Annotated in this window: 16 protein-coding genes; 9 read left to right on the top strand and 7 right to left on the bottom strand. The window is 72.1% G+C overall.

The window, feature by feature from the left end:
* Positions 1-11: 11 nt before the first annotated feature.
* The 3 genes from WMF43_RS11105 to WMF43_RS11115 are packed head-to-tail and all read left to right on the top strand — an operon-like array spanning position 12 to position 3,336.
* Positions 12-944: a 3-keto-5-aminohexanoate cleavage protein gene (locus tag WMF43_RS11105; protein WP_437679595.1), complete on the top strand. Its 933-nt coding sequence runs from the start codon at positions 12-14 to the stop codon at positions 942-944.
* Positions 944-1,723 carry an enoyl-CoA hydratase/isomerase family protein gene (locus tag WMF43_RS11110; RefSeq protein ID WP_437683987.1) on the top strand — a complete coding sequence of 260 codons (780 nt, stop codon included), beginning with the start codon at positions 944-946 and terminating at the stop codon, positions 1,721-1,723. The genes WMF43_RS11105 and WMF43_RS11110 overlap by 1 nt, the downstream gene beginning before the upstream one ends.
* Before the next feature lie 50 nt (positions 1,724-1,773).
* Positions 1,774-3,336: an acyl-CoA carboxylase subunit beta gene (locus WMF43_RS11115; protein ID WP_437683989.1), complete on the top strand. Its 1,563-nt coding sequence runs from the start codon at positions 1,774-1,776 to the stop codon at positions 3,334-3,336.
* A gap of 65 nt (positions 3,337-3,401) precedes the next feature.
* Here the strand turns inward: WMF43_RS11115 and WMF43_RS11120 are convergent, their stop codons facing one another.
* Entirely contained in the window at positions 3,402-4,907 is a 1,506-nt protein-coding gene (locus tag WMF43_RS11120) for a hypothetical protein (protein WP_437679597.1), read from the bottom strand.
* A gap of 122 nt (positions 4,908-5,029) precedes the next feature.
* Between WMF43_RS11120 and WMF43_RS11125 the strand changes: the two genes are divergently transcribed.
* Positions 5,030-5,728, top strand: a complete 699-nt coding sequence (locus tag WMF43_RS11125) for a thiamine phosphate synthase (RefSeq protein ID WP_437679599.1) — start codon at positions 5,030-5,032, stop codon at positions 5,726-5,728.
* Complete coding sequence (locus WMF43_RS11130; RefSeq protein WP_437679600.1) at positions 5,728-6,333, top strand: hypothetical protein; 606 nt, start codon at positions 5,728-5,730, stop codon at positions 6,331-6,333. The genes WMF43_RS11125 and WMF43_RS11130 overlap by 1 nt, the downstream gene beginning before the upstream one ends.
* Before the next feature lie 42 nt (positions 6,334-6,375).
* On the opposite strand, the gene WMF43_RS11135 is transcribed toward WMF43_RS11130, so the two are convergent.
* Both WMF43_RS11135 and WMF43_RS11140 read right to left on the bottom strand, forming a co-directional pair.
* Positions 6,376-7,389 (bottom strand): ATP-binding protein, encoded by a 1,014-nt coding sequence (locus tag WMF43_RS11135; RefSeq protein ID WP_437679602.1) that lies wholly within the window; start codon positions 7,387-7,389, stop codon positions 6,376-6,378.
* Between the two features lie 161 nt (positions 7,390-7,550).
* Positions 7,551-8,504: a DUF4351 domain-containing protein gene (locus WMF43_RS11140; protein WP_437679604.1), complete on the bottom strand. Its 954-nt coding sequence runs from the start codon at positions 8,502-8,504 to the stop codon at positions 7,551-7,553.
* Positions 8,505-8,623: 119 nt separating this feature from the next.
* On the opposite strand from WMF43_RS11140, the gene WMF43_RS11145 reads away from it, so the two are divergent.
* Both WMF43_RS11145 and WMF43_RS11150 read left to right on the top strand, forming a co-directional pair.
* On the top strand, positions 8,624-9,652 hold the full coding sequence (locus WMF43_RS11145) for an NAD-dependent epimerase/dehydratase family protein (RefSeq protein ID WP_437679605.1): 1,029 nt from the start codon (positions 8,624-8,626) through the stop codon (positions 9,650-9,652).
* A gap of 60 nt (positions 9,653-9,712) precedes the next feature.
* Complete coding sequence (locus tag WMF43_RS11150; RefSeq protein WP_437679607.1) at positions 9,713-11,221, top strand: phenylacetate--CoA ligase family protein; 1,509 nt, start codon at positions 9,713-9,715, stop codon at positions 11,219-11,221.
* Positions 11,222-11,240: 19 nt separating this feature from the next.
* Here the strand turns inward: WMF43_RS11150 and WMF43_RS11155 are convergent, their stop codons facing one another.
* Positions 11,241-13,832, bottom strand: coding sequence for an SUMF1/EgtB/PvdO family nonheme iron enzyme (locus WMF43_RS11155; protein ID WP_437679610.1), 2,592 nt, complete (start codon positions 13,830-13,832; stop codon positions 11,241-11,243).
* Positions 13,833-13,953: 121 nt separating this feature from the next.
* A complete protein-coding gene (locus WMF43_RS11160; protein ID WP_437679612.1) occupies positions 13,954-15,345 on the bottom strand; it encodes a YecA family protein in 1,392 nt (463 codons plus the stop codon).
* Between the two features lie 359 nt (positions 15,346-15,704).
* On the opposite strand from WMF43_RS11160, the gene WMF43_RS11165 reads away from it, so the two are divergent.
* Both WMF43_RS11165 and WMF43_RS11170 read left to right on the top strand, forming a co-directional pair.
* On the top strand, positions 15,705-16,586 hold the full coding sequence (locus WMF43_RS11165) for an NAD-dependent epimerase/dehydratase family protein (protein WP_437679614.1): 882 nt from the start codon (positions 15,705-15,707) through the stop codon (positions 16,584-16,586).
* Positions 16,587-16,696: 110 nt separating this feature from the next.
* Positions 16,697-18,787, top strand: coding sequence for a CotH kinase family protein (locus WMF43_RS11170; RefSeq protein ID WP_437679616.1), 2,091 nt, complete (start codon positions 16,697-16,699; stop codon positions 18,785-18,787).
* Positions 18,788-18,793: 6 nt separating this feature from the next.
* Here the strand turns inward: WMF43_RS11170 and WMF43_RS11175 are convergent, their stop codons facing one another.
* Together WMF43_RS11175 and WMF43_RS11180 are read right to left on the bottom strand one after the other, a co-directional pair.
* Positions 18,794-20,530, bottom strand: a complete 1,737-nt coding sequence (locus tag WMF43_RS11175; RefSeq protein WP_437679618.1) for a hypothetical protein — start codon at positions 20,528-20,530, stop codon at positions 18,794-18,796.
* A gap of 275 nt (positions 20,531-20,805) precedes the next feature.
* Positions 20,806-22,581 (bottom strand): glycosyl hydrolase family 28-related protein, encoded by a 1,776-nt coding sequence (locus WMF43_RS11180; protein ID WP_437679620.1) that lies wholly within the window; start codon positions 22,579-22,581, stop codon positions 20,806-20,808.
* Between the last annotated feature and the right edge of the window lie 134 nt (positions 22,582-22,715).

A 22,715-nucleotide genomic window follows, 5' to 3' on the forward strand; every position in this document is an offset into this window, starting at 1 on the left:
AGGCAGGGGGCATGAGAGACAAGCCGACGTTCACCGGGGAACCGAGGAATCCGAACGAGCGCGATCCCGACGTCTGCGTCGTGACCTGCGCGCTCTCCGGCGTGCTCGCCGGGCGCAAGCAGTGCCCCGCGATCCCCTACTCGCCCGTCGAGATCGCCGAGGAGGCGAGGCGGGCGTACGAGGCAGGGGCCGCGGCGGTGCACATCCACGCGCGCAACGACGACGGGTCGCCGACGTTCTCGCCGGCGGTGTTCGCCAGGATCAAAGAAGAGGTGCAGAAGCGCTGCCCGGTGCTCCTCAACTTCTCGACGGGGACCATCCTCGAGGACGTAAACGAGCAGTGCACGTACATCCGCGAGAGCCGGCCGGACATCGCCGCCCTCAACATGGGCACCATGAACTACTCGAAGTACTCGCGCGCCAGGAAGAGCTTCGACTTCGATATGGTGTTTCCCAACACCTACGCGAAGATTGGCAAGCTGCTGGGCGCGATGAACGAGGCCGGCGTGAAGCCCGAGCTCGAGTGCTTCGACACCGGGCACACCCAGGGGGTGTGGCCGCTCATCGACATGGGGCTACTCAAGCCGCCGCTCCAGTTCTCGTTCATCGTCAACGTGCTCGGCGGCATCCCGGCGCACGTTGAGTCGCTCCAGCTCCAGACCAGGATCATGCCGCCAGGATCGGAGTGGGAGGTGATCGGGATCAGCCACGGGCAGTGGAGGATGCTGGCGGCGGCGCTCGTGCTCGGCGGCAACGTGCGGTGCGGGCTCGAGGACCACTTCTACCTGCCGAGCGGGGAGATGGCGCGCAGCAACGGCGAGCTCTGCGAGGTCGCGGTGCGCATGGTGCGCGACGTGGGGCGGCGGCCGGCGACGGTCGAGGAGGCGCGGCAGATCCTCGGGCTGCGGAAGGAAGACGCGACGGCGGCAGGGGCGGCGCCGTGATGGAGCGCGCGTACACCGTCATCCAGGCGGCGGCCGAGGGGGGGATCCTCCGGCTCACGCTGAACAACCCCTGGCGCAAGAACGCGATCGGGCCGGCGATGGTGAACGAGCTGCTCCACGCCCTCGAGGCGGGGATGGCCGACGAGGCGGTGCGGTGCGTGGTGCTGACCGGCGCGGGGGACGCGTTCTGCGCGGGCGGGGACTTCGCGCAGATGTCGGGCGACGGGGCGCCGCAGGCCGAGGGGAAGGGCGACTACGCGGACCTCCTGCTCGCCCTCGCGAACGCGAGGAAGCCGATCGTGGCGCGGGTGAACGGGCACGCGCTGGGCGGCGGGCTCGGGCTCGTCGCGGCGTCGCACTTCGCGATCGGGGCGCGCGGCGCGAAGCTCGGGACGCCCGAGATCAACGTGGGCCTGTTCCCGATGATGATCATGGCGGTGCTGCAGCGGCACGTGAGCCGCCGCAAGCTCCTGGAGATGATGCTCTTCGGGCAGCGCCTCGACGCGGACGAGGCGGCGCAGTGCGGGCTCTTGAGCAGGGCGGTCGAGCCGGACGCCCTCGACGCCGCCGTCGGGGAGGTGACGTCCACCGTGCTGTCCAAGAGCCCGATCGCGATCCGGCTCGGGCTGGAGGCGTTCGCGGCGCAGGACGATCTCGACCTCGAGGCGGCGCTGCCGCTCCTGCGCGAGCGGCTCGCGGGGTGCCTCGCGACGGACGACGCGCGCGAGGGGCTCATGGCCTTCCTGGAGAAGCGGCCGCCGCGCTGGTCGGGCAAGTAGAGGGCCGCGCGGCCGAGGGGTCTTGTCGCAGGATGAGGTGACCCGTGAACATGCGAGAGCTCGTGAAGGATCTCGAGGCGCGCCGGGAGCAGGCGCGGCGGATGGGCGGCGAGGAGCGGGTGGCGAAGCAGCACGCCCGCGGGAAGATGACGGCGCGGGAGCGGCTCGCCGCGTTCTTCGACGACGGCGTCCACCTCGAGGTCGGCATGCACGGCACGCAGATGGGGCTCGCGGCCGGGCCGGACGGGAAGGACCGGCCGCCCGCCGACGCGGTGGTGTGCGCGTTCGGCAAGGTCGACGGGCGGATGGTGTGCGCGGCGGCGTACGACTTCACGGTGAAGGGCGGGAGCATCGGGCAGACGGGCGAGGAGAAGGTGACGCGGCTGCGGCAGATGGCGCTGCGCGGCCGGTGGCCGATGGTGTGGTTCATCGACTCGGGCGGGGCGCGCATCGATCCCGGCTCCATGCACCCGGACAGCATCTCGCTGTTCGCGGGCTCGGGGCACCTGTTCCGCGAGCAGGTGCACATGAGCGGCGTCGTGCCGCAGGTCGCCGCGATGGTGGGGCCGGGCGCCGCGGGCACGGCGTACATCCCGGGGCTCGCGGACTTCGTGCCGATGGTGAAGGACATCGGCTCGATGGCGCTCGGCGGGCCGCCGCTCGTGCGCGCGATGACGGGCGAGGACATCTCGGAGCAGGAGCTCGGCGGGAGCAAGGTGCACACCGCGAAGAGCGGCGTCGGCGACCTGGAGTGCGCGGACGACGCCGCGTGCATCGCCGCGGTGAAGCGGTACCTGTCGTTCTTCCCGTCGAGCTGCGACGACGACCCGCCGCGGCGCGAGGTCACGGATCCGATCGAGCGGCGGGAGGAGTCGCTGCTCGATCTGCTGCCGGAGAACCCGCGGCGCGCGTACGACATGTACAAGCTGATCGGCGCGATCGTCGATCACGGCGAGTGGCTCGATCTGAAGCCGCGGTGGGCGCGCTCGATCATCACCTGCCTCGCGCGCGTCGGCGGGGCGCCCGTCGGCATCGTGGCGAACCAGCCGAGCCACATGGGCGGCATCCTCGACGTGGACGCGTCGGACAAGGCCGCGCGCTTCATGCAGATCTGCGACGCGTTCAACATCCCGCTCGTGTTCCTGCAGGACGTGCCAGGGTTCATGATCGGCTCGAAGGTGGAGCACGAGGGGATCATCCGCCACGGGGCGAAGATGCTGCACGTGATGGCCGCGGCCACGGTGCCCAAGATCACGGTGGTCGTGCGCAAGGCGTACGGCGCGGGCTACTACGTGATGTGCGGGCGCGCGTACGAGCCGGACCTCATCGTCGGGTGGCCGACCGCGGAGATCAGCGTGATGGGCCCGGAGGGGATGCTCGGGATCGCGGCGAAGAAGATGTTCGGGGACACCCCGCCGCCGCCCGAGGTGAAGCAGGGGATCGTCGAGGCGCTCCAGAAGAACATCGACGTGATGAAGGTGGCCGGGTGGGGGCTCATCGACGACGTGATCGATCCGCGGGATACGCGGAAGGTGATCGCGTGGGGGCTGGAGCTCGCGCGGAAGAAGCGGGTGGAGCGGCCGGAGAAGAAGCGGGGGATCATCCCCGTCTAGTTTCGTGCCTCATAAGGCTGGCCAGGGATCCCGAGAGATTTCAACGCAAAGGCGCAAACCAGAATTTACTCGTCGCCGCCGTGCTCCTCCGGCTTCGCCTCCTCCGGCTTCGGCGTCGGCACCGCCCGCGGCGCGGCGGCATAGAACGGCTCCGGGGCGCTCTTCACGCGGAGGAGCGTGGGGTTCTTGGCGGTGACGATGGCGGTGTAGGCGTCCACGTTGGCCGAGGCGCCCGTCTCGTTCGCGTGCAGCGTGGCCGTCACCTCGTAGAGGCCCTCCCGGGTGAACGCGTTGTCCGGGCAAACCTCGTTCAGGAGGACCGCCATGTCGGACGTCGCGCCGGCCTTCAGCGTCCTGTACATGTCGCGCGGGATCGCGTCGGTCGGCGGGGACGCATCACAGACGGTCGTGCCGTTCGGGCCGGCGACGTGGAACTCGAGCATCCGCGGGCGGAGGGCGACCGTCATCGGCCGCTTGCCGGCGTTCCTCGCGGTCACCCGCACGAGGACAGAGCGATGGCTCGCCGCGTCGGACCAGGGACCCGCCGTCAGCTCCAAGCGAGGGGCGTTGGCGTCCACGATCGGCTCGCTCGACGAGCCCGTGGCGCGGCTGTCGCCAGAAGGCGCAGGGGACGCGGCAGCCGAGGGAGCCGGCGTGCCCGCGGAGGCCGGAGGAGCCTTGTCGGCCGCCGTCGCAGGCGGCTTGTCGGCCGTGGGCGGGGGCGCCTTGTCGGCCGCCGCCTGAGATCCCTTGTCGGCCGCAGGCGACGGCTCCGCGCCGCCTCCCGGATTGCTGTCGCTCGCCGAATCGTCGCTCTTCGGCGGCAGGCCGTAACTCAGCACGATGGTCGGCGCCGAGAGCCCGGGCGCCGGGGCGAACGCGAGCGGATCGTCGGTCGACTCCGCGGCGAACGGCCCGGTGGGCGGCTTTCTCGACCACTTGGGCGGCGGCTCCCAGCCGTACCAGGTCTTCACCACGGCGCCGCCGGTGAGCGCGGCCTCGTCCTTGCCAAAGCAGAGCAGGCGCGGGTCGAAATGCTCCATGAACGACTGCCCCGGCGCCAGCAGGAGCGCGCGCCGCTCGGGGAAGCCGCTCGGCTTGAGCCCGGCGGGCACGGCGCAGCGGGTCTTCTTCTTCGTGCGTTTGCTCCCCGTCTCGATCTCGAAGCGCAGCAGCCGGATGTCCGCGGGGATGCGCATCGGGCGCTGCCCTTCGTTGTCGATCCGCAACGTCCAGGGACCCAGCGGAGACGGCGCGATGATCCAGACGCGCGCCGGCGCGGGCGGCAGGGGCGGAGGCTCGGGCGCCTTCGCCTTCTTCGCACCCGCCCGGGGCGCGGCGACCTGGGCCCCCGTGCGCGAGGAGGCAGCGCCGGCCGTGGGCTTCTCGGCCGCAGGCGCGGAGCCCGACTTCTCGGTCGCCGGCGCGGAGCCCGACCTCTCGACCGCCGCCGCAGGCGTCGGCTGCGCGAGCGCGGGGCGCGGCGCGAGCCCCAGAGCGGTCAACACGGCCGGCGCGGCCGACGTGGCCGACGTGAACAGACAGGCGATCCGGACGAGACGTGTGCGCATGGAGGATCCGTTCGGGAGCGAACGCTTCCGCTTTCTTTCTGGGGGCGTCAACCTTAGCGTAGCCAGCGAGCCTGGGCGCCCTTGGAGCGCCGAGGCGCTTCCCCATCGCTTGCAGCGTGGTCATGCGCGGTCTGTACGCCATCGTCGACACCGACTCGCTCGCGCGCCGCGGGCTCGATCCGACAGCCTTCGCCGAGGCGATCCTCGACGCGCGCCCCGCCGCCATCCAGCTGCGCGACAAGCGGGGCGGGGCGGCGCGGACGCTCTCGCTCCTCCGCGCCATCCAGCCGCTCGCGGCGCGCGCGGGCGTGCCGCTGTTCGCGAACGACCGGGCCGATCTCGCCGTGCTCGCGCGCTGCGACGGCGTGCACGTCGGCCAGGACGATCTCCCCGTGCGGGCGGTGCGCAGGCTGGCGGAGGCCGCCGGCGCCTCGCTGCGCGTCGGGCTCTCCACCCACACGCGCGCGCAGCTGGAGGCCGCGCTGCAGGAGCCGCTCGATTACGTCGCCATCGGGCCGATCTTCGCGACCTCCAGCAAGGAGCGCCCGGACGCCGTCGTCGGCCTCGACGCGCTCGCGTCCCTGAGCGCCCTGGTCGAGCAGACCCGGCCGGGCCTGCCGGTCGTGGCGATCGGCGGCATCTCGCTGGAGCGGGCGAGGGAGGTGGGCGCGCGCTGCTCCGCCGCGGCGATCATCGCCGCGCTGCTGCCGGAGCAGGGCGGCCCGCGCGCCCTCGACGAGGTGAACGCGCGGGCGCGGGCGCTGAAGGAGGCCCTCGCGCCGGCCGCCGCGCCCGCGGCGCCGCCCGGAGGGGGCGGGTGATGAGCCTGACGCTGCTCGCGGCGGCGGCCGCGGCGCTGGCCGCCACCGCGGGGTACATCGCGGCGCGCCGCGAGAAGGAGGCCCTCGACGGGGACGGCGGCGCAGAGGCGCGGGACCCGGCCGGAGGGCCGCCGCAGGAGTCGTTGTGGGACGAGCTGCCGCTCGCGCTCGGCGACGTCGTCATGGCCGGGATCGAGGAGCGATGGCTCTCGGGCGCGATCGTCGCGCGCGAGCGCGGCGAGATCGTCGCCGTGGTGTTCCTCGCGCCCGAGGCGGCCGCGCAGGGCGCCGTCGTGGCCTTCCCCGCGCCGCGGCGCGAGATCCTGTGGCTCGCGCCGGCGGCGATCGACTCGCCGGAGGAGCCCCCGGCGACGCTGGAGATCGCCGGCATGACCCTGCGGCGGCGGGCGCGGCTGCCGGCGGCGCTCGAGCGCCTCGGGAAGGGCGCGCCGCCGCTCGGCGACGCCGGGATCTTCGCCCTCTACGACGGAGGCGGGAGCGACGCGGCCGTGGTGATCGCGAGCGAGGGGCGCGTCCACGCCTGGGCCGGCCGGCGCGTCGAGGACGGGGCCTACGATCGGCTCGGCGGCGGCGGGGAAGGCTGACCCGGGCGGGCGCCGCCTCGCGGGGGCGCCCGCGGGCGCGCGTCAGCCGGTGATGCCGCGCAGCTCGGCGATGAGCGAGGCCATCGCGAGGCTCGGCGAGGCGTTGCGCTCGAGGTGCGCCACGGCGCGGGACACCGCGGCGTAGCGCTTCGCCGAGACGCTGGCGCGCCGCAGATCCGCCGCGCCCGCCGCGCCGGAGGAGACCGCGGCGCGGGCCTCGCGGGCGAGCGCGGCGTTCAGGGCGCGGAGGTCGTCCTTGAGGGCGCCCTTGTCGCGGTCCACCGACTCCGCGAACGCGACGGCGGGCCCGAGATCCCGGGCGGCCGCGGCCGCGAGGACGCTCTTCACGAAGGCGTCGCGCGAGGCGGTCTGCTCCTCGTCGGCGAGCTCGAGCGCCGCGGAGGCGCTGCCGGCGGCGAGCTCCACCGCGAGGTCGTGCCGCTCCTCCGGCACGCCGCGCGCGCGGAGGACGCCGCGGACGATCGGCTCCGAGAGCGGGGCGAAGCGCACGGGCAGCGTGCGCGATCGGATCGTGTTGAGCAGGCGATCGCCGCGCGAGGTGAGCAGGATGAAGTGGGTGCCCGGGCGCGGCTCCTCGAGCGTCTTGAGGAACGCGTTCGCGGCGCCGACGCTGAGGTCCTCGGCGTCGCGGACGATGAACACCCGCGCGCGCCCCTCGTGGGGCGGGTAGGCGGCGTGGGCGAGCACGATGGCGCGGACCTGGTCGACCGAGATCTCGGTGAGCTCGTCGCGGTTCCTGCCGATGACCGCGGCGGGGTAGAAGTTCTTCGCGACGATCGCGACGTCGGGGTGGAGCGGCGACGCCGGGCGCCCGGCGGAGCGCGCGGCCGCGCGCCGGCAGGCGTCGCAGCGGCCGCAGCCGAGCGGGTCGCCCGCGGTGCACACGAGCGCCTGCGAGAGCGCGACCGCCGCGAGCTCCTTGCCGACGCCCGGCGGGCCCTCGAAGCGGTAGGCGTGGTGCACGCGGCCCGTCTGGAGCGCGCGCACGAGCGTGCCGACCGCGGTGTCCTGGCCGAGGATGTGGGAGAACGGCACGGGCCGATCTCTAGCACGACCGGGGCGCGACCTGAGCGGGCGCGTGGCCCCTCCCAGGCCGCCGGGCGACGGCGCCTTCGAGCCCGGGCGGTGCCGGGGCGGCGTCTCCTTCTGATTGCCGTGCGCGTGAGGACGTCCGCCGGCGCGGCGCAGTCGCCCTCTCAGCTGGCCTCGTCGAGCACCTCGGCGAGCGTCTTCGCGGAGAGCACCCGCTCGCCCCAGCGCTCGAGCTCCGCTACGTCGGCTGCCTCGACGCGGGCGACGACGGCCGCCGGAAGCTCGCCGAAGCGGGCGCGAAGCTGCCGCAGCAGCAGGGTTCGCTCCCCCTCCTTGAGCCCTGCCTTGCGCCCTTCCTGGAGCCCTTCCTGGAGCCCTTCCTTGATCGCGTCATTGCGCAGCTTCTGCTGGTACTCCTGAAACCACGCCTGGATCTCCGCGCTCACGTCGTCTTCCTCTTCCTCGCTCTTCGCCGGCCCACCGGTCCCGAGCCGGAAGTGTACCAGGAGCGGCGTCGCCACGCTCCTCTCCCACGCGTCGTCCGGCAGGGCCGACAGGTCGGCCAGCGCCTCGCGCATGAGGCGGCCTGAGCCAAGGAGGCGCAGCAGCAGCGTCTCGCGCGTCCGGGGCAGCTCGGCCAGCACGACGATGCGCATCGCGAGCTCCGGCACCGCTTGGTAGACGCCCGGGCGAACGGGCTTGCACCCGTAGCCTTCGAGCGCCGTCTCGGGCCGGCCCGGACTGATAATGACGAGCGCGGGGAAGGGGACGGGCTGCGGGGGCGGTGCCTCAGGATCGGCATCCGACGACGGGACGCCCGCCGCGGCGCGGGCGCGGCGCTCGAGCTCATGGTGCCAGGTGAGCTGCTTGCGCAGGCAGTGCCGGATCTCCCGGCGGCCCGGCGTCTTGTGGAAGGGCTCGAAGAGGCTGGGCTCTGCGGAGAGCTCCCCGAGCAGGCCCATCTGGGCGCGCTCGGCGTCGCGCGCCGGGTCCGGGACGCTGTACACGTCGATCTTCTGCGTCGCGGCCAGGACCTCGACCTCGGTCTCCGAGGTTGAGGCGCGGCTCAGCGCGTCGCGCAGGACGTTCTTCGCGAACTGATCGGAGCGGTTGTACATCCGTGCGCCACCCCTACCCCGCCGAGGCGACGTGGTCCACTGGTGAGCATGGAGCCTGTCCGCCCCGCGCGGCGCGATCCGGCGTCATCGCCGCCGCCGGCGGTGGTAGGTTGCCCCGCATGCGCGTCCTCGTGCTCGGCGGCTCCCGCTTCATGGGGCACTTCCTGGTCTATCGCCTGCTCGCGGCAGGGCACCACGTCACCCTCCTGAACCGCGGCGTGACGCCCGACTCGTTCGGCGATCGCGTGGCGCGGGTCCGCTGCGACCGCGCGGCCGGCGACGTCGCGCAGGCGCTCGGCAGCCAGGAGTTCGACGCCGCGGTGGACTTCACCGCGTACACGGCCGAGGACGGCCGCGCGGCCGTCCGGGCGCTCGGCGGCGGGCGCGTCGGCCATTACGTCATGATCAGCACCGGGTCGGTGTACCTCGTGCGCGAGGGGTGCCCGCGGCCGTCGCGCGAGCGCGACTACGACGGCCCGCTGCTGCCGGAGCCCGCGGGAGACGAGGACCGCGCGGCGTGGGCCTACGGCATGAACAAACGCCGCTGCGAGGAGGTGCTCGCGGCCGCGTGGCGGGAAGCGCGATTCCCCGCGACCGTGCTGCGCATCCCGATGGTGAACGGGGAACGCGACCCCCACCGCCGGCTCGAGCGGTACGTCGCGCGTGTGCTCGATGGCGGCCCGCTGCTCGTCCCGGACGGCGGGAAGCATCCGGTGCGGCACGTGTACAGCGGCGATGTCGTGAGGGCGATCGTGAAGCTGTTCCTCGTTCCGTCGACCTTCGGCGAGGCGTACAACCTCTGCATGGAGGAGACGCCGACGCTCTCCGAGCTCCTTGCGCTCGTCGCCGAGCTGCTCGGCGCGCCGGCGCGCCTCGAGCCGATCTCCTCGGCCGCGCTCCGGGTCCGTGACATCGACCCCGCGGTGATGTCGCCGTTCAGCGACACTTGGATGTCGATGCTCGATCCCGCGAAGGCTTCGGCGGAGCTCGGCTTCCGGCACACGCCGCTCCGGCGCTGGCTCGAGACGGTGATCACGTCGCTGGTCGCCCACCCGCCTTCGGAGCCTCCGCCGGGCTACGAGCGCCGCGCCGAGGAGCTCGCCCTGGCGGCGGCGCTCTCCGGGGAGCCGGGGGTGGGCAGCATCTGAGCAGCGTGCGAGCAGCGTGCGAGCAGCGTACGAATATTTCCGAGGAGGGGAGATCTCGCGATGCAGGATATGCAACCCGGGCGGGTCTTGGCGGCCATCGACGCCTTCCTGAACACGCCGCTCGACGCGGCGCTGTCGCAGCACCTTGAGGCCGATCCGGCCGAGCGGGCGCGCTCGTTGTTCCACGAGGTCGCCGCGACGGTCCCGGCGTACCGCCGTTTCCTCGCGGAGCACGGCGTCGATCCGGCGGCCGTCCGGACGCCCGCCGACTTCGCGGCGCTCCCGGCGATCACGAAGCAGAACTACGTGCTCCGGCACCCGATCGCCGACCTCTGCCGCGGCGGGCGCGTCGCGCCCTGCGACATGATCGCGGTCTCCTCGGGCTCGACCGGGAAGCCGACGTTCTGGCCGCGCTCCGTCACCGACGAGCTCCCGGTGGCCCGGCGGTTCGAGCAGGTGTTCCACGACAGCTTCCGGGCCGACGAGCGCCGCACGCTCGCGGTCGTGTGCTTCGCGCTCGGCTCGTGGGTCGGCGGGATGTACACCGCCGCGTGCTGCCGCCACCTGGCGGCCAAGGGGTATCCGATCACGGTGGTCACCCCGGGCAACAACAAGGACGAGATCTTCCGCGTCGTCCTCGACCTGGGCCCCGCGTTCGATCAGGTCGTCCTGCTGGGATACCCGCCCTTCCTGAAAGACGTCATCGACACGGGGCGGACCCGGGGCGTCGACTGGGAGCCGCTCCGGATCAAGCTCGTGATGGCCGGAGAGGTGTTCAGCGAGGAGTGGCGCAGCCTGGTCGGCGAGCGCGTCGGGTCGACGTCGCCCTGCTACGACTCGGCCTCGCTCTACGGGACGGCCGACGCCGGCGTGCTGGGCAATGAGACGCCGCTCAGCATCGCGATCCGCAGGTTCCTCGCGGGGAGGCCGGACGCCGCGCGCGCCCTCTTCGGGCAGGACCGGCTCCCCACGCTCGTGCAGTACGACCCGGCCGTGCGGTTCTTCGAGCAGCGCGACGGGATGCTCCTCTTCACGGGGGAGAACGGCGTCCCGCTGATCCGGTATGCGATCCTCGACAGCGGCGGCGTGTACACCCACGCGGACATGATGGCGGCGCTCGCCGGCTTCGGGTTCGATCCGCGGCGGGAACTCGATGGCGAGCGAGGCGACCGGGAGCTGCCGTTCGTTTATGTGTTCGGGCGCTCGGATTTCACGGTGTCGTATTTCGGGGCGAACATCTATCCGGAGAACGTGGTCGTCGGCATCGAGCAGCCCGGCGTGAAGGAGTGGGTGACGGGCAAGTTCGTGCTGGAGGTCCGCGAGGGCGCGGACAGGGATGTGTTCCTTTCGGTGGTGGTCGAGCTCGCGCCAGGGGAGGCGGAGAGCGAGGCGCGGCGCGAGGCGGCGGCGCGGTCGATCGAGGAGCACCTCGTCCGGCTGAACAGCGAGTTCAGGAACTACGTGCCGGCGGGGAAGCGCGCGCCGCGGGTGACATTGAGGGCGGCGGGGGATCCGGAGTACTTCCCGCTCGGGGTGAAGCACCGGTATACGCGGAAGCCGGCGGGGTGAGGGCGGCCGACGTCGAGGATTATCTCTGGCGGCGAGCCGGACCCGCGCAGCGGAAGCCGATCTGTTCGTTTTGGTACATCGGCCTGTTGCCGATCCGGCTGGCCGCGCGCAGCCACTTGGGCCTGTCGACAAACGCGCCGCCGCGCACCACCCGAGCGCCGTCGTCCGCATGCCGAGCCACTCTCTCCTGAGACGCCTCGGGAGATGTTATCTTATCAAGGCCGCGGTACTCGTCCCACACCCACTCGTAGACATTCCCGTGCATATCGTAAAGATTCCACGGGTTGGGCTTCTTCCGGCCGACCGAGGCCGCCCGGCCTCCACTGTTCTCTGCATACCAAGCGAAATCCCCTAGATGGTGCTCGTCGTCGCCGAAGAAGTAACGGGTGGTTGTCCCAGCGCGACACGCATATTCCCATTCCGTTTCCTGTGGCAGCCGGAAGCCGTTTGCTTCGTGTATCCGGACCACATTGTCGCGGTTCAGCGTGTAGTAGGGCTGCCTGCCCGCCAGCCTGGAGAACGCATTGCAAAACTCTATCGCGTCTACCCACGTGACGTTGGTGACCGGTCGATCCGCCCATCCCTCCGGGACGGCTCTCCCTAGCACCGCCGCGTACTGGCCCACGGTGACGGGCGTGGCGGCTAGAACGAACGCCGCAACTTCCACGTGGTGCTGGGGCCGTTCCTTCTCGTGGGAGTCCGGATCCTCGTTCGAACTGCCCATCAAGAACTCCCCGCCGGGGATGTCCACCCACGGCAAGAGCGCCTCGAAGAAGTCGCTTCGGTACATCACCTCGCGGGGGTGGAACCCGTCGGAATCCTCTACGACGATGCAGTGAAAGCTGCCACGCTCTTCCAGGAGCTCCTCGGCCGCCCCGGGGACTGGGTGTTGAGGCCACATCAGCCCCCAGATTCCAGTCACGAGTGCCTGCTTGTCGCGTTTTGCGTCATTCGGGATCTCCATAACGGTCCACTGCGCGAGCATCACCGGGCCTTGGGTGCGCCTCGCACGCGGCTCCAAAATAGCTTGTTCAATCGCGTGGCGAACCGGGCCGCCCCTCTCCAGGTCGATTTGCACTGCCCGATCGAGCACGCTATCGGGCTGTTCAATTACGCTGACTGACCGCACGACCCGTAGCGTCTCGTGCCGCGTCCTCCCTTCACCCGCCGCGGCGATCCTTAGCGCCTCGCAAAATGCCGCCACATCCGGGAATCGCTCCGAGGCCTCGAACTCAATCGCTCGCTCAAGCACCTTCCGCACCGCGTCGCTGCACGGCAGCCGCTCGATCACCCGCCCCGGATATCGCATCATGATCGGCGGCAGCTCCGCCCCGTGCAGGCAGAACACCGCCGTCATCCCGAGCCCGTACACGTCCGCGCGCGCGTCGGCGTCCTGCGGGCGGTGCATGAGCTCCGGCGCCGCATAGAGGAACGTCCCCAGCGCGCCGCTCTTCGTGCCGCCCGTCGTGTCGCGCGCCCACACCAGATCGAAATCCGTGAGCCGAGGGGTACCCTCCCCATCGAGCAGGATGTTCGCCGGCTTCACGTCCCGGTGCACGAGGCCTCGCTCATGCGCGAACGAGAGCGCCTCTCCAGCGCGGAGGAGCGTCGGGACGACCCGCTCCGCCGGCAGCCGCTTCCCAATCACCGCGCTGTAGACGTCCTCGCCCTCGACGAGCTCCATCACGAAGTAGTGCCAGCCGCTGTCCTCGCCCTTCGGCTCCAGGATGCGCACCACGCCAGGGTGATCGAGCGCCGCCATCGCGCGCGCGCCCCGGAAAAACCGCTCCCGCCGACCCTCGTCGCCCGCGAGGTTCGGGTGCAGCACCTTGATCGCCACTGGCTGGTCCGCCTGCGCCGCGTCGAGCGCGCGCCACACGGTCGCGAACCCCCCGCGGCCGATCCGCTCCAGCAAGAGGTACCGGCCGTCGCTGAGCTCCTCGCCGACGTGCAGCTGACCGCCCTCCCGGCGCCTGCGCCGGAGGTCGAGGATCTCCCCGTCCACCTCCGCGGTGCTCGCGCCGGCGGCCTTCAGCTTGATCCGCCGCTTCTGCGCTGCAGCGATCTGCTTGTCGATCGCGCGGATCGCCTCCTCCGCCTCGCGCAGCGTCGCGGCGAGCGCGTCGGCTGGCGCCGCGTCGGCCGGCGCCGCGCCTGGCCTCACGCTCGCGGCGACCTCCTCCACCGCGGCGCGGATGCCCTGGACGACGTCCCTCCAGGCTTCATCCGGATTGGCCCAGCTCGTCACCGCGTTGCCGTCGCGTGGCAGCGATTCGAGCCCCGCGAGGGCGGTGCCCTCCCGGTCGCACGCGCGCACCAGGATAGGCACGACGCGCGCCGCCCCGCTGAGGTGCCGCTCCAGCGCCCGCCCGAGCTCGCGATCGTAGCAGCTGTCCGAGGCGAGGAACGCCTCGCTCACCAGGAGGAGCACCACCTCGGCGGCGGATAAAGCCGCCGCGGTCGACTCCTCTCGCGCCGCGCCCGCGCCGATGCGGCCGCGATGCCAGGTGCTCACGAGGCCCTGCCGCTTGAGGGCAGCGAGGTGCGCCTCGAGCGCGTCGAGGTGCGACCGATCCGCGGGGGCGTAGGAGATGAAGACGTTGACGGCCATGCGCTGAGAGCGTCGCTGCGGCGGCGAGCACGCTGCGTCTCGGCCGCCCGCTCCGCGCCGACCAGGCTACCAGACGCGGCGCTGAGGCTCGACCCCGCAGCCGGTCCACGGAGGGCTCACCTCAGCGCAGCGCGTTCTTCCCGCAGCACCGCTTGTACTTCTCGCCGCTCCCGCACGGGCAAGGGCCCTTGCGGGACGGTCCTTCCCGGCGGGGCGCCTGGATCTTCGGGTGATAGTGCTCGCGGAGCGGCGCGAGCAGCCGCATCGTGTCCTCCGGCGACCAGCGGGCATGGACGAGGCGGATGAACTCGCGCGGAAGGAAGAGCTGCTCCGGCTCGGCGCGCGCCGTCCAGGGGATGAAGAGCATCATCAGGGCCATCACCTCCGCATCGTCGACGAACGACTGCCGGGTGTTCACCGGAAGGGCCATCGCGAGCGCCTCGGGCACATCTTCCTCGCGCTCGAAGCGCAGCGGGTCGCCCGCGGCGAGCCCGCGCGTGAGCGAGACGGCCATCCGCGCCCCGAGGCTCCGCTGCGCGGTGGCCGCTGATTCGGGCTCGTCGAGCGCCGCCTCGGCGGTGCTCTGGAAGAGGGTGAGGAGCGACTCCGGGAAATGGACCCCGGAGAGATCCCGCGGTGCCGACAGCACCTTCCGCACCTCGGCGCGGAGCCTGGCATGACCCGCGCCGAGCGCGATCAGGCTCCCGACGCTGGTTGCGAGCCGGAGCTGCGACGCGGCCTCCTCGAACGCCGTCTTGCAGGCGCGCAGCTGCGCCTTGCCGACCTTCGCGACGCCCCAGAAGCCGCGCAGGGCGAGGGCGACGCTCCCCTGGCGCGAGGCGCCCCACGCGAGGCAGGAGCTCGAGAGATCGAGCTGCTCCGGGAGCGACCCGAGGAGCGCGCGGCCGTCCATGAACGCGAGGACCGCGAGGTGCCCGATGGCCCAGAACAGGTCCCAGTAGCGGCGGAGCACGGGCGCCAGCGCTCGCTTCGGGTGCTCGATGCGGAGGAGCGCGCCGCGCAGCTCGTCGAGCTCGGTCACCGAACCGAAGAAGGCGCGCAGGAACTCGAAGCCGAAGAGCGGCTGGAAGGCCGAGATGCCCACGAACTCCTCGCGCGACAGCGCCGGGCCGGCGTGGAAGATGCGGTCGACGAGCTGCCCCGTGTGCCCCTTGGGCCCGGCGAGCGCGCTCGCCGCGGCCATGCGCGCGCGCAGATCCGCGACCTTCTCGGTGAGCCCGTCGAGCTGCCCGCGGGTGATGACCGGAAGGTCGCCCGCGCGCATCCCGGCGCCCAGGCAGGTCACGAAGCGACCTTCGCGCGTGACGACGAGGAACGGCCCGAGCGTGGGATCGTCGAGCGAGATCGCGGCCCGCTCCGCGCCGTCGGGGAGCCTGGCGCAGCGGAGGAGGTACTGGACAAGGCCGTGATCGCGGTAGAGCGTGAGCGCGAGCTCGACGTGCGGGAGCGAGACGCGATCGAGCCTGGACAGGAAGTGGTGCTGATGTCCCACGGTCGTGGGCGGATCCTAGCGGACGATCGTCCGCGGCGGCGCCGGCGCTCACCGACCAGCGGCCAGGTCGTTGCAACGCTTGCTGCAAGCGTTGCGACGGCGACTCGGAGGCCGGGTCGGCGATTTCAACGCTTGAACGCTCCGACTCGGCGCGCGAGCGGCCGCTTTCAACGAGTGATAGCGCTCGCTGGGATCCCCGGAACCCCGTTGCATGTCTTGAAAGTGCCCGCTCGGCTCTCGAGCGGCCGCTTTCAAGGCTTGAGAGCTCCCCCTCGGACGCGAGCACCGAGCTTCCATGGGCGGGACCCGCGCGCGAGGCTGCGTGGCGGCTGCTCTTGCTGGTAGAAGGCGCAGAGACCATGAACGACCTTCCTCCCCCGCTCGTCGTCCTCGGCTGCGGCTTCACCGGCGCGGTGGTCGCCGGCCTGCGCAAGGCCTCCGGCGGCCGCGTCATCGCCACCACGCGCTCCCCCGAGCGCGCGGCCGAGCTCGCGCAGGCCGGCGTCGAGGCGCACGTCCTCCCCGCGCTCACCGCGGAGGCCGTCGAGCGGCTCGGGCCGGACGGCGCCGACGTGCTCGTCGCCTTCCCGCCGGACGGCGCCACCGACGCCGCCGTTGCGCCGTCGCTCCGCCGCGCGCGCGCGATCACCTACGTCTCGTCGACCGCCGTGTACGGCGACGCGACCGGGCGCATCGACGAGGCGACGCCCACCTCCGCCGCGAACCCCCGCGCCGCGGCGCGCCTCGCGGCCGAGGCGGTGTACCGCGAGCGCGGCGCCGTGACGCTGCGCGCGGCGGGCATCTACGGCCCCGGCCGCGGGCTGCACCTGCGGCTGCTCCGCGGCGACTTCCGCATGACCGGCGAGGGCGATCAGCAGGGCAGGAACGTCGTCTCGCGCATCCACGTCGAGGACCTCGCGCGCCTCGCGCTCGCCGCGCTGGATCGCGCGGCGCCCGGCGAGGACTTCGTGGTCGCGGACGACGCGCCCGTGCCGCAGATCGAGGTCGTCCGCTGGCTGTGCGCGCGGCTCGGCCTGGCGCTGCCGGCGGGCGCGCCGCGGGAGGCGCTGCACGAGACGCTCCGCCACGACCGCGCCGTGGACAACGCGAAGATCAAGCGCGCCCTCGGCATGGCGCTGCTCTACCCGAGCTACCGCGAGGGGTTCGAGGCGTGCCTCGCGGTCGAGGCCGCGACGCCGGCGCTCGCCAGCGCCGCGCGACCGCCGCACGGCGGCGGCTGAGGGAGCTCCTCGCCCTCGCGCCCGGGCACGATCTGCACGCCCGCGGCGACGCGACCGCCGTCGACGCATGGGATGACCACGATTAGCCTCGCGGTCGTAAAGGAGCGGTCATGAAACTGAACCTTAAATCTTGGACATGGCTCGCGCTGACGGCGGCGGCGCTGGGCGCGGGCTGCGGGGATGACGCGGGCGCGGGCGGCGGCGCCGGCTCGGGCGGCTCGGGTGGCGCTGGCGGCGTCGGCGGGGCCGGCGGAGAAGGCGGCGCGAGCGACGGCGGGGGCGGCGCGAGCGACGGCGGCGGCGGCACGAGCGACGGCGGCGGCGGCGGGCAGGTCGCGACGCCGCCGTGCGAGCCGCCCGACCCCGCGCTCGCCGATCGCGACGCGGACGAGCTGTACGCGGCGGACGAGGTCCCGCGCTTCGACTTCCACCTTCCGGAAGAGCGCTGGGCCGACCTCAAGAAGAACGCCCGCGACGAGGAGTACGTGGAGGCCGAGGCCTGTTACAAGGGCAAGAGCCTGGGGGTGGTGGGCCTGCGCTTCAAGGGCGGCTACGGCACGCTGCAGTTGTGCTTCGACGCGCAGGGGAACCTCACCTGCCCGAAGCTCAGCATGAAGGTGAAATTCGACGAGTACGTCGACGGGCAGCGCTTCTACACGCAGCGACGCCTGAACTTCCACTCCATGGTCTGGGACCCCACGAGGCTCCACGAGCGGATCGCTTATGGCCTCTACCGGGAGATGGGCGTGGCCGCCCCGAGGAGCGCGTGGGCCACGCTGCACGTGAACGGCGAGTCGCAGGGGCTCTTCTCGATGGTCGAGGAGGTCGACGGCCGCTTCCTCGAAGACCACTTTCCCGACGGGCCGGACGGGGACCTCTACAAGGAAGCGTGGCCGCGCTCGAGCGACGCCAGCACCTACGCGGACCACATCGAGACGAACGAACAGGAGGCCACCCACGAGCGCATCGCCGCGTTCGCGGCGGACCTCGCGTCCGCCGAGGGCGCCGAGGGCGCCGAGGGCCTCGCCGCGCTGTCGACGTGGGCCGACGTCGGGCACCTGCAGCGCTACATGGCCGTCGACGAGGCGATCGCGAACTGGGACGGCGTCACGACCTTCTACGTCAGCCCCGAGGGCGACGCCTACAACCACAACTTCTACCTCTACGACGAGCCCTCCTCGGGCAAGTTCCACCTCATCCCGTGGGACATGGACCAGACCCTCGGCCCGAGCACCTACTTCGGCCAGGTGCCGCGCTGGAACGAGGCGCCGGCGGCCTGCCCCGTCGAGGTCCCGGTGTTCATGGGCGCCGAGCGGGTGATGGTGCCGGGCTGCGACCCGCTGTTCCGCGCCTTGAGCCAGGATCCGGAGGGCTACCTGGCCGCGCTCCAGGAGCTGCTCGACGGCCCGTTCAGCGAAGGGCGGATCGAGGCGCAGGTGGACGAGCACGCCGCGCTGATCCGCGCCGCCGTCGCGGAGGACCCGGCCGGGCCCGGGCTCGACGCGTGGGAGTCCTCGGTCGAGCGCCTCCGGAACGAGCTGCCGATCCTGCGCGAGCGGCTGGGGCGCTTCGCCAGCAACACGCCCCTCGTGCCCTTCTCGTTCACCGCCGCGGGGATCAACGACTTCGAGGCCGCGGACACGCTCGAGCTGTACGTCGGGACGCTGCTCGCCACCAACAACGCGTCCGGCGCCGTGCAGGGCCTGGACCAGGAAGATCCGCTGAGCGGCGCGCAGAGCCTGCTGCTCCGCTTCGACTTCCGCGACGAGGCGTACGCCTGGGGGCATTACGTGTACTTCACGGTGCCCCTCGCCGAGGGCCAGGTCGACGCGACGCCGCTCGAAGGCGTCCGCTTCCGGGCGCGCGCCGACGGGGCGCGCACGTTGCGCTTCGACGTCGAGAGCCCCGCGCAGAGCGAGGGGATCTCGGGCATCCGCTACGGGTGGGACGTGCGCCTCGGCGCCGAGCCGCAGCTCGTCGAGCTCAGGTTCGCGGACATCGCGCTCCCCGACTGGGCCATCGACGAGGGGCGTGACCCCGGCGACGACGTGAACGACGTGCTGCGGTCGATCATCGGCCTCGCCTTCGGCCCGCAGGTCAAGGGCGTCGACGGGAGGGGCTTCCTCCGCGGCGCCGTCGACTCGGGCTTCGTCGAGATCGACGACGTCGAGCTCTTCGGCCCGACGTCCGACACCCCCTGAGCGCCCTCACCACCGGGCGCGGGCCGCGGCCCGCGATCCCGACCGGCGGCCGACCTTGCGGCGCAGCCACAGGCCGGCGGCGAGGAGGAAGGTCGCGAAGCCGCCCGCGGAGGGGGCGTCGGCGCCGAGCCGGCAGCCGCAGCCCGAGGACTCCCCGGCGCCGCCGTCGCCCGAGCCGGAGGGGGGCGCCCCGCCCGCGCCCGCCCCGCCCGCCCCGCCCGCGCCCGTCGCGGGCGCGCCGGCGCCGGACGACGCGACGCTGTCGAGCGTCGGACCCTCGCCGCCCGTGCCGCCGACGGGCGGGGGCGCCGCGACGCACATGCCGGCCTCGCACAGCTCGCCCTCGGGGCACACGACGCCATCACACGCGTCGACGCACGTTCCGGCCCGGCACACCGTGCCTTCAGCGCACGTGACCTCGGCGCACTCGGCCTCGACGCACCGGCCGCTGTCCTCCATGCAGCGATCGCCTGACGGGCACCCGCGGCAGTTGCACTGGATCACGCAGGCGCCGCCCTCGCAGACCTCGCCGGCGTCACACGTGACGTTCTGGCACGGGTCGAGACAGCGCCCGTTCCGGCAGACCTGATCCTGCGGGCACACCACGCCGTCGCAGGCCGCGCTGCACTCGCCGCCGTGGCACACCTCGCCGGCGTCGCACACCACGCCCACGCAGGCCGCCTCGACGCACAGGCCGTCGTCGCAGACGAGCCCCTCCTGGCACAGGAACTCCCCGGAGCCGCAGCGGTCGACGCAGAGGCCCCGGCTGCACACCTGGTTGTCCGGGCACGGGGCGCCCTCGTCGACCTCGCCGTTGCAGTCGTTGTCGACGCCGTCGCACTGCTCCGGCTGGCTGCCCGGCTCGACGAACGGCTTGCAGATGGTCTCGCCGTGCGCGTCGCAGTCGGTCATGCCGAGCAGGCACGCGCCGATGTTCCCGTCGACCTCGCACGGCTGGCCGGCCTCGGGGCAGGTGATGCCGGAGAAGCGGAACAGGAAGTCCTCGTAGTCGAGATCGTTGCCGTTGATCCCCGCGGCGCCGGCCGCGTTCCGGAAGTCGAGGTCCTCGAACCCCAGGTAGAACGTGTTGGAGAGCTCGTTCGAGCGATAGATGAGGTCCGAGTACCAGGGCCCCGGGGTCTCGCACGCCGAGCACTGCACGTTGAACCGGTGCTCGGTGTAGTGGTACTGCGTCGCATTTCCGGTGCCGGTGCCGTTCGGGTTGGGGATCAGCACGAAGCCGATCAGGCCGCCCGCGTACGCGGGGTTCTCCCGGATCGAGACGGCCGACAGCTCGCGCATCGCGGCGGACGGCAGAGAGCTCGAGAACGGAAAGAGGATCTGGATGTCGCTCTCCGGCGTCGGCGTGTTGAGGTTGGCGCCGCGGTCGACGGAGACGTACTTCGGCGGGTCGTCGCTGGCGCGGCTGTCATCGACGTTGTACCAGCCGACGGCGAAGTTGGCGGTGCCCCCCTTGGTGATGTACTTGCCGCTGAACTCGCAGAGCGGCGAGAACTGCTGGGGCTCCACCGCGGCGTCGTCCACGACGTCGATCATCTCGTTGATGCCGTCGTTGTCCGCGGAGCCGTTGAGCAGGGCGCTGAGCCGCTCGATGACCACGGGGACGACGGTGCCGTTCGGTTGCACGATGTCGGCGCGCGCGGCCCCGCTCGCCCCGAGCGCCACGAGAGCGGCCAGACACCCGGCCAGAGCAGACGGTTTGCTGAAAGTCGACCAGCGCATCGGGCTTCCTCTCCTCGCAAGACGGTGTCGAGCCAAAGGGAAGATTGGATGCGAACCGGGCATTCTTGTCCAGGCAAAGCGGGCGCTCCTCCGGCGTCGCGCGCGCCGCCTGGGGGCGGACAGCGCACGTGAGAACACCCAGTGACCTGGGTGCGGCGATGACTCGTGAGGACAGTGTGCGAAATGCGAGGCGACGCCCCACCCCGGGAGCGCCAGGCGACGCCCGCCGTCGAGCGGGCGATCGCGTCAGGCGAGCGCGACCACGCGGCCGCTCACTAGGGGGCAGCGCACGCCGCCACGGTCGGCGCGCTCGTGCCGTGCGTCTGGACGCCCGAGATGCAGTTGTCCTCCGGCGAGAAGGACACCTGCGATCCGGCCGGACCCGTCAGCCAGGAGCGCTCCTCGATCGACTTCGATTGACCGCCGCGCGAGGGGTCGCACCGCGCGATCGTGCCGCCGTGGATCTGGACGTCGGTGGCCTCGATCAGGACGGCGGGGTTCTGGCTGGCGGGGAGGCGCAGATGGTTGTTGAAGACGATCGGGTCCTCCACCGTCAGGTCGTCGACCCGGAGCGAGGTCGCGGGCAGCGTCGTCTTCGAGGTCAGGTACATGCCGTAGTACCCGTTGCCCCAGGACCAGATATCCTGAAGATGGATGTCGGTGCCGGCCTGGACGTTCACACCGTAGCTCCCGTTGTATGCGGTCCTGATCCGCTCGAGCTGGATCGCCGACGGGCGAAGGTCCTCGACGGGGCTCCCCAGCACGATGCCGGCGCCGCCGTTGTGGTGGAAGTAGCTGTCCTGGACCAGCACGTTCGAAGGCACCGGGCTCGGGATCCCGGCAGCCGGGGGCGGCTGGGTGAAGATGTACAGGCCGTGTCCGCCGTTGCCCGTGCCCCCGCTGGCGGGGTGGATCAGGCTGTGGTGGACCTCGCAATTCCGCACCGTCACGTTGGCGGTGACGATCTTGATCGCGCCGGCCCCGACCGGGCCGTTGATGTTCTTGATCTCGCAGTTCTCGACGAGGATCGGGGGCGTGTCGTGGTACCCGGCGACGCTGGACAGGTAAATGCCCCCCTTCGGCACGCCGTCCACGATCACGTTCCGGATCACCCCGCCGGATCCCAAGGAGAAGCCGATGCCGTCGAGGTTGGACGGCTTGCAGGAGGCGGGCTGAGGGCTCAGGGGCGTGTACCGCATGATGATGTTCTCCACCTCGCAGTCCGAGCAGGCGTTGAGGTGGATGCCGGAGTTGGCGCGGACGCGCGGCCCTTCCGTGAGCTGGATCTGGAAGTTTCGGATCCAGAGGCCCCACGTCGCGCTGCCGACGACGCTCCCGTTGGGCCTCGTGGTCTCGCTGACCTGGATTGCTCCGGGGAACTGCTCCGGGTTGCAGGGGATGGCGACCAGCGTCGCGGTGTCGGGGTCGCCGGGCGCGGCGCTCGGAGAGAGCTCCGGGCCCTCCAGGGTGATGGCGTCGTAGTGGGGCCGCAGCGGGCTGCGCAGCACGTAACGCCCGGCGGGGAAGAACACGGTGCGCCGGGTGTCCGCGAGCGACGCTGCGCACTCGATGGCCTGCGCGATGCCCGGGCTGTCGTCGACGTTGCTCTGGTCGACAGAGGGATCGGCCGAGAAGGGCGATCCCGTCGGCCTCGCCAGGTACGGCAGGACGTTGACCACGCCGCCCGGCTCGAGGGACTCCGGCTTGCAGCAAGAGGCCCCGTCGCATGCATTCAGGTCCTCATGCAGCACCTTGGTGCCCGGGCACTTGTTGTTGACGCAGCTCGGTCCCGTGCAGAGCGGCGAGGCCGCGGGGTAGGGGAGGCAGCTGACGCCGGTGTCCTCGTCCTGCCAGTAGGGAGACTCGCCGGGCGCGTCGAGGCTGCAGAGATCCGGGTACTCGGCGCTCTCCCCTGCGGGAGGGTGATAACCCCACACCGCGCCGGCGCCGGGCGGGTCGGCCGCGGCGAGCGCGGGGGCGAGCGTGATCGCGGGGGCGAGGGCGCACAGGAGCCCGCGCCTCGCCGTCCGAAGCAAGCGTTTCGATACCATCGAGTCCACCCTTCCTCCAGGACGCCCTGTCGACGGCGTCTCCGTGAGGAGGAAGCAATATTCCCCGGGCGGGCGGGGGCACGTTAGATCCTTGTTAGATCTGCGCTGGATCCGCGGCAGAGCCGGTGCGCCGC

Source organism: Sorangium sp. So ce131 (assembly GCF_051519095.1).
In the GTDB taxonomy this organism is placed as follows: domain Bacteria; phylum Myxococcota_A; class Polyangia; order Polyangiales; family Polyangiaceae; genus Sorangium.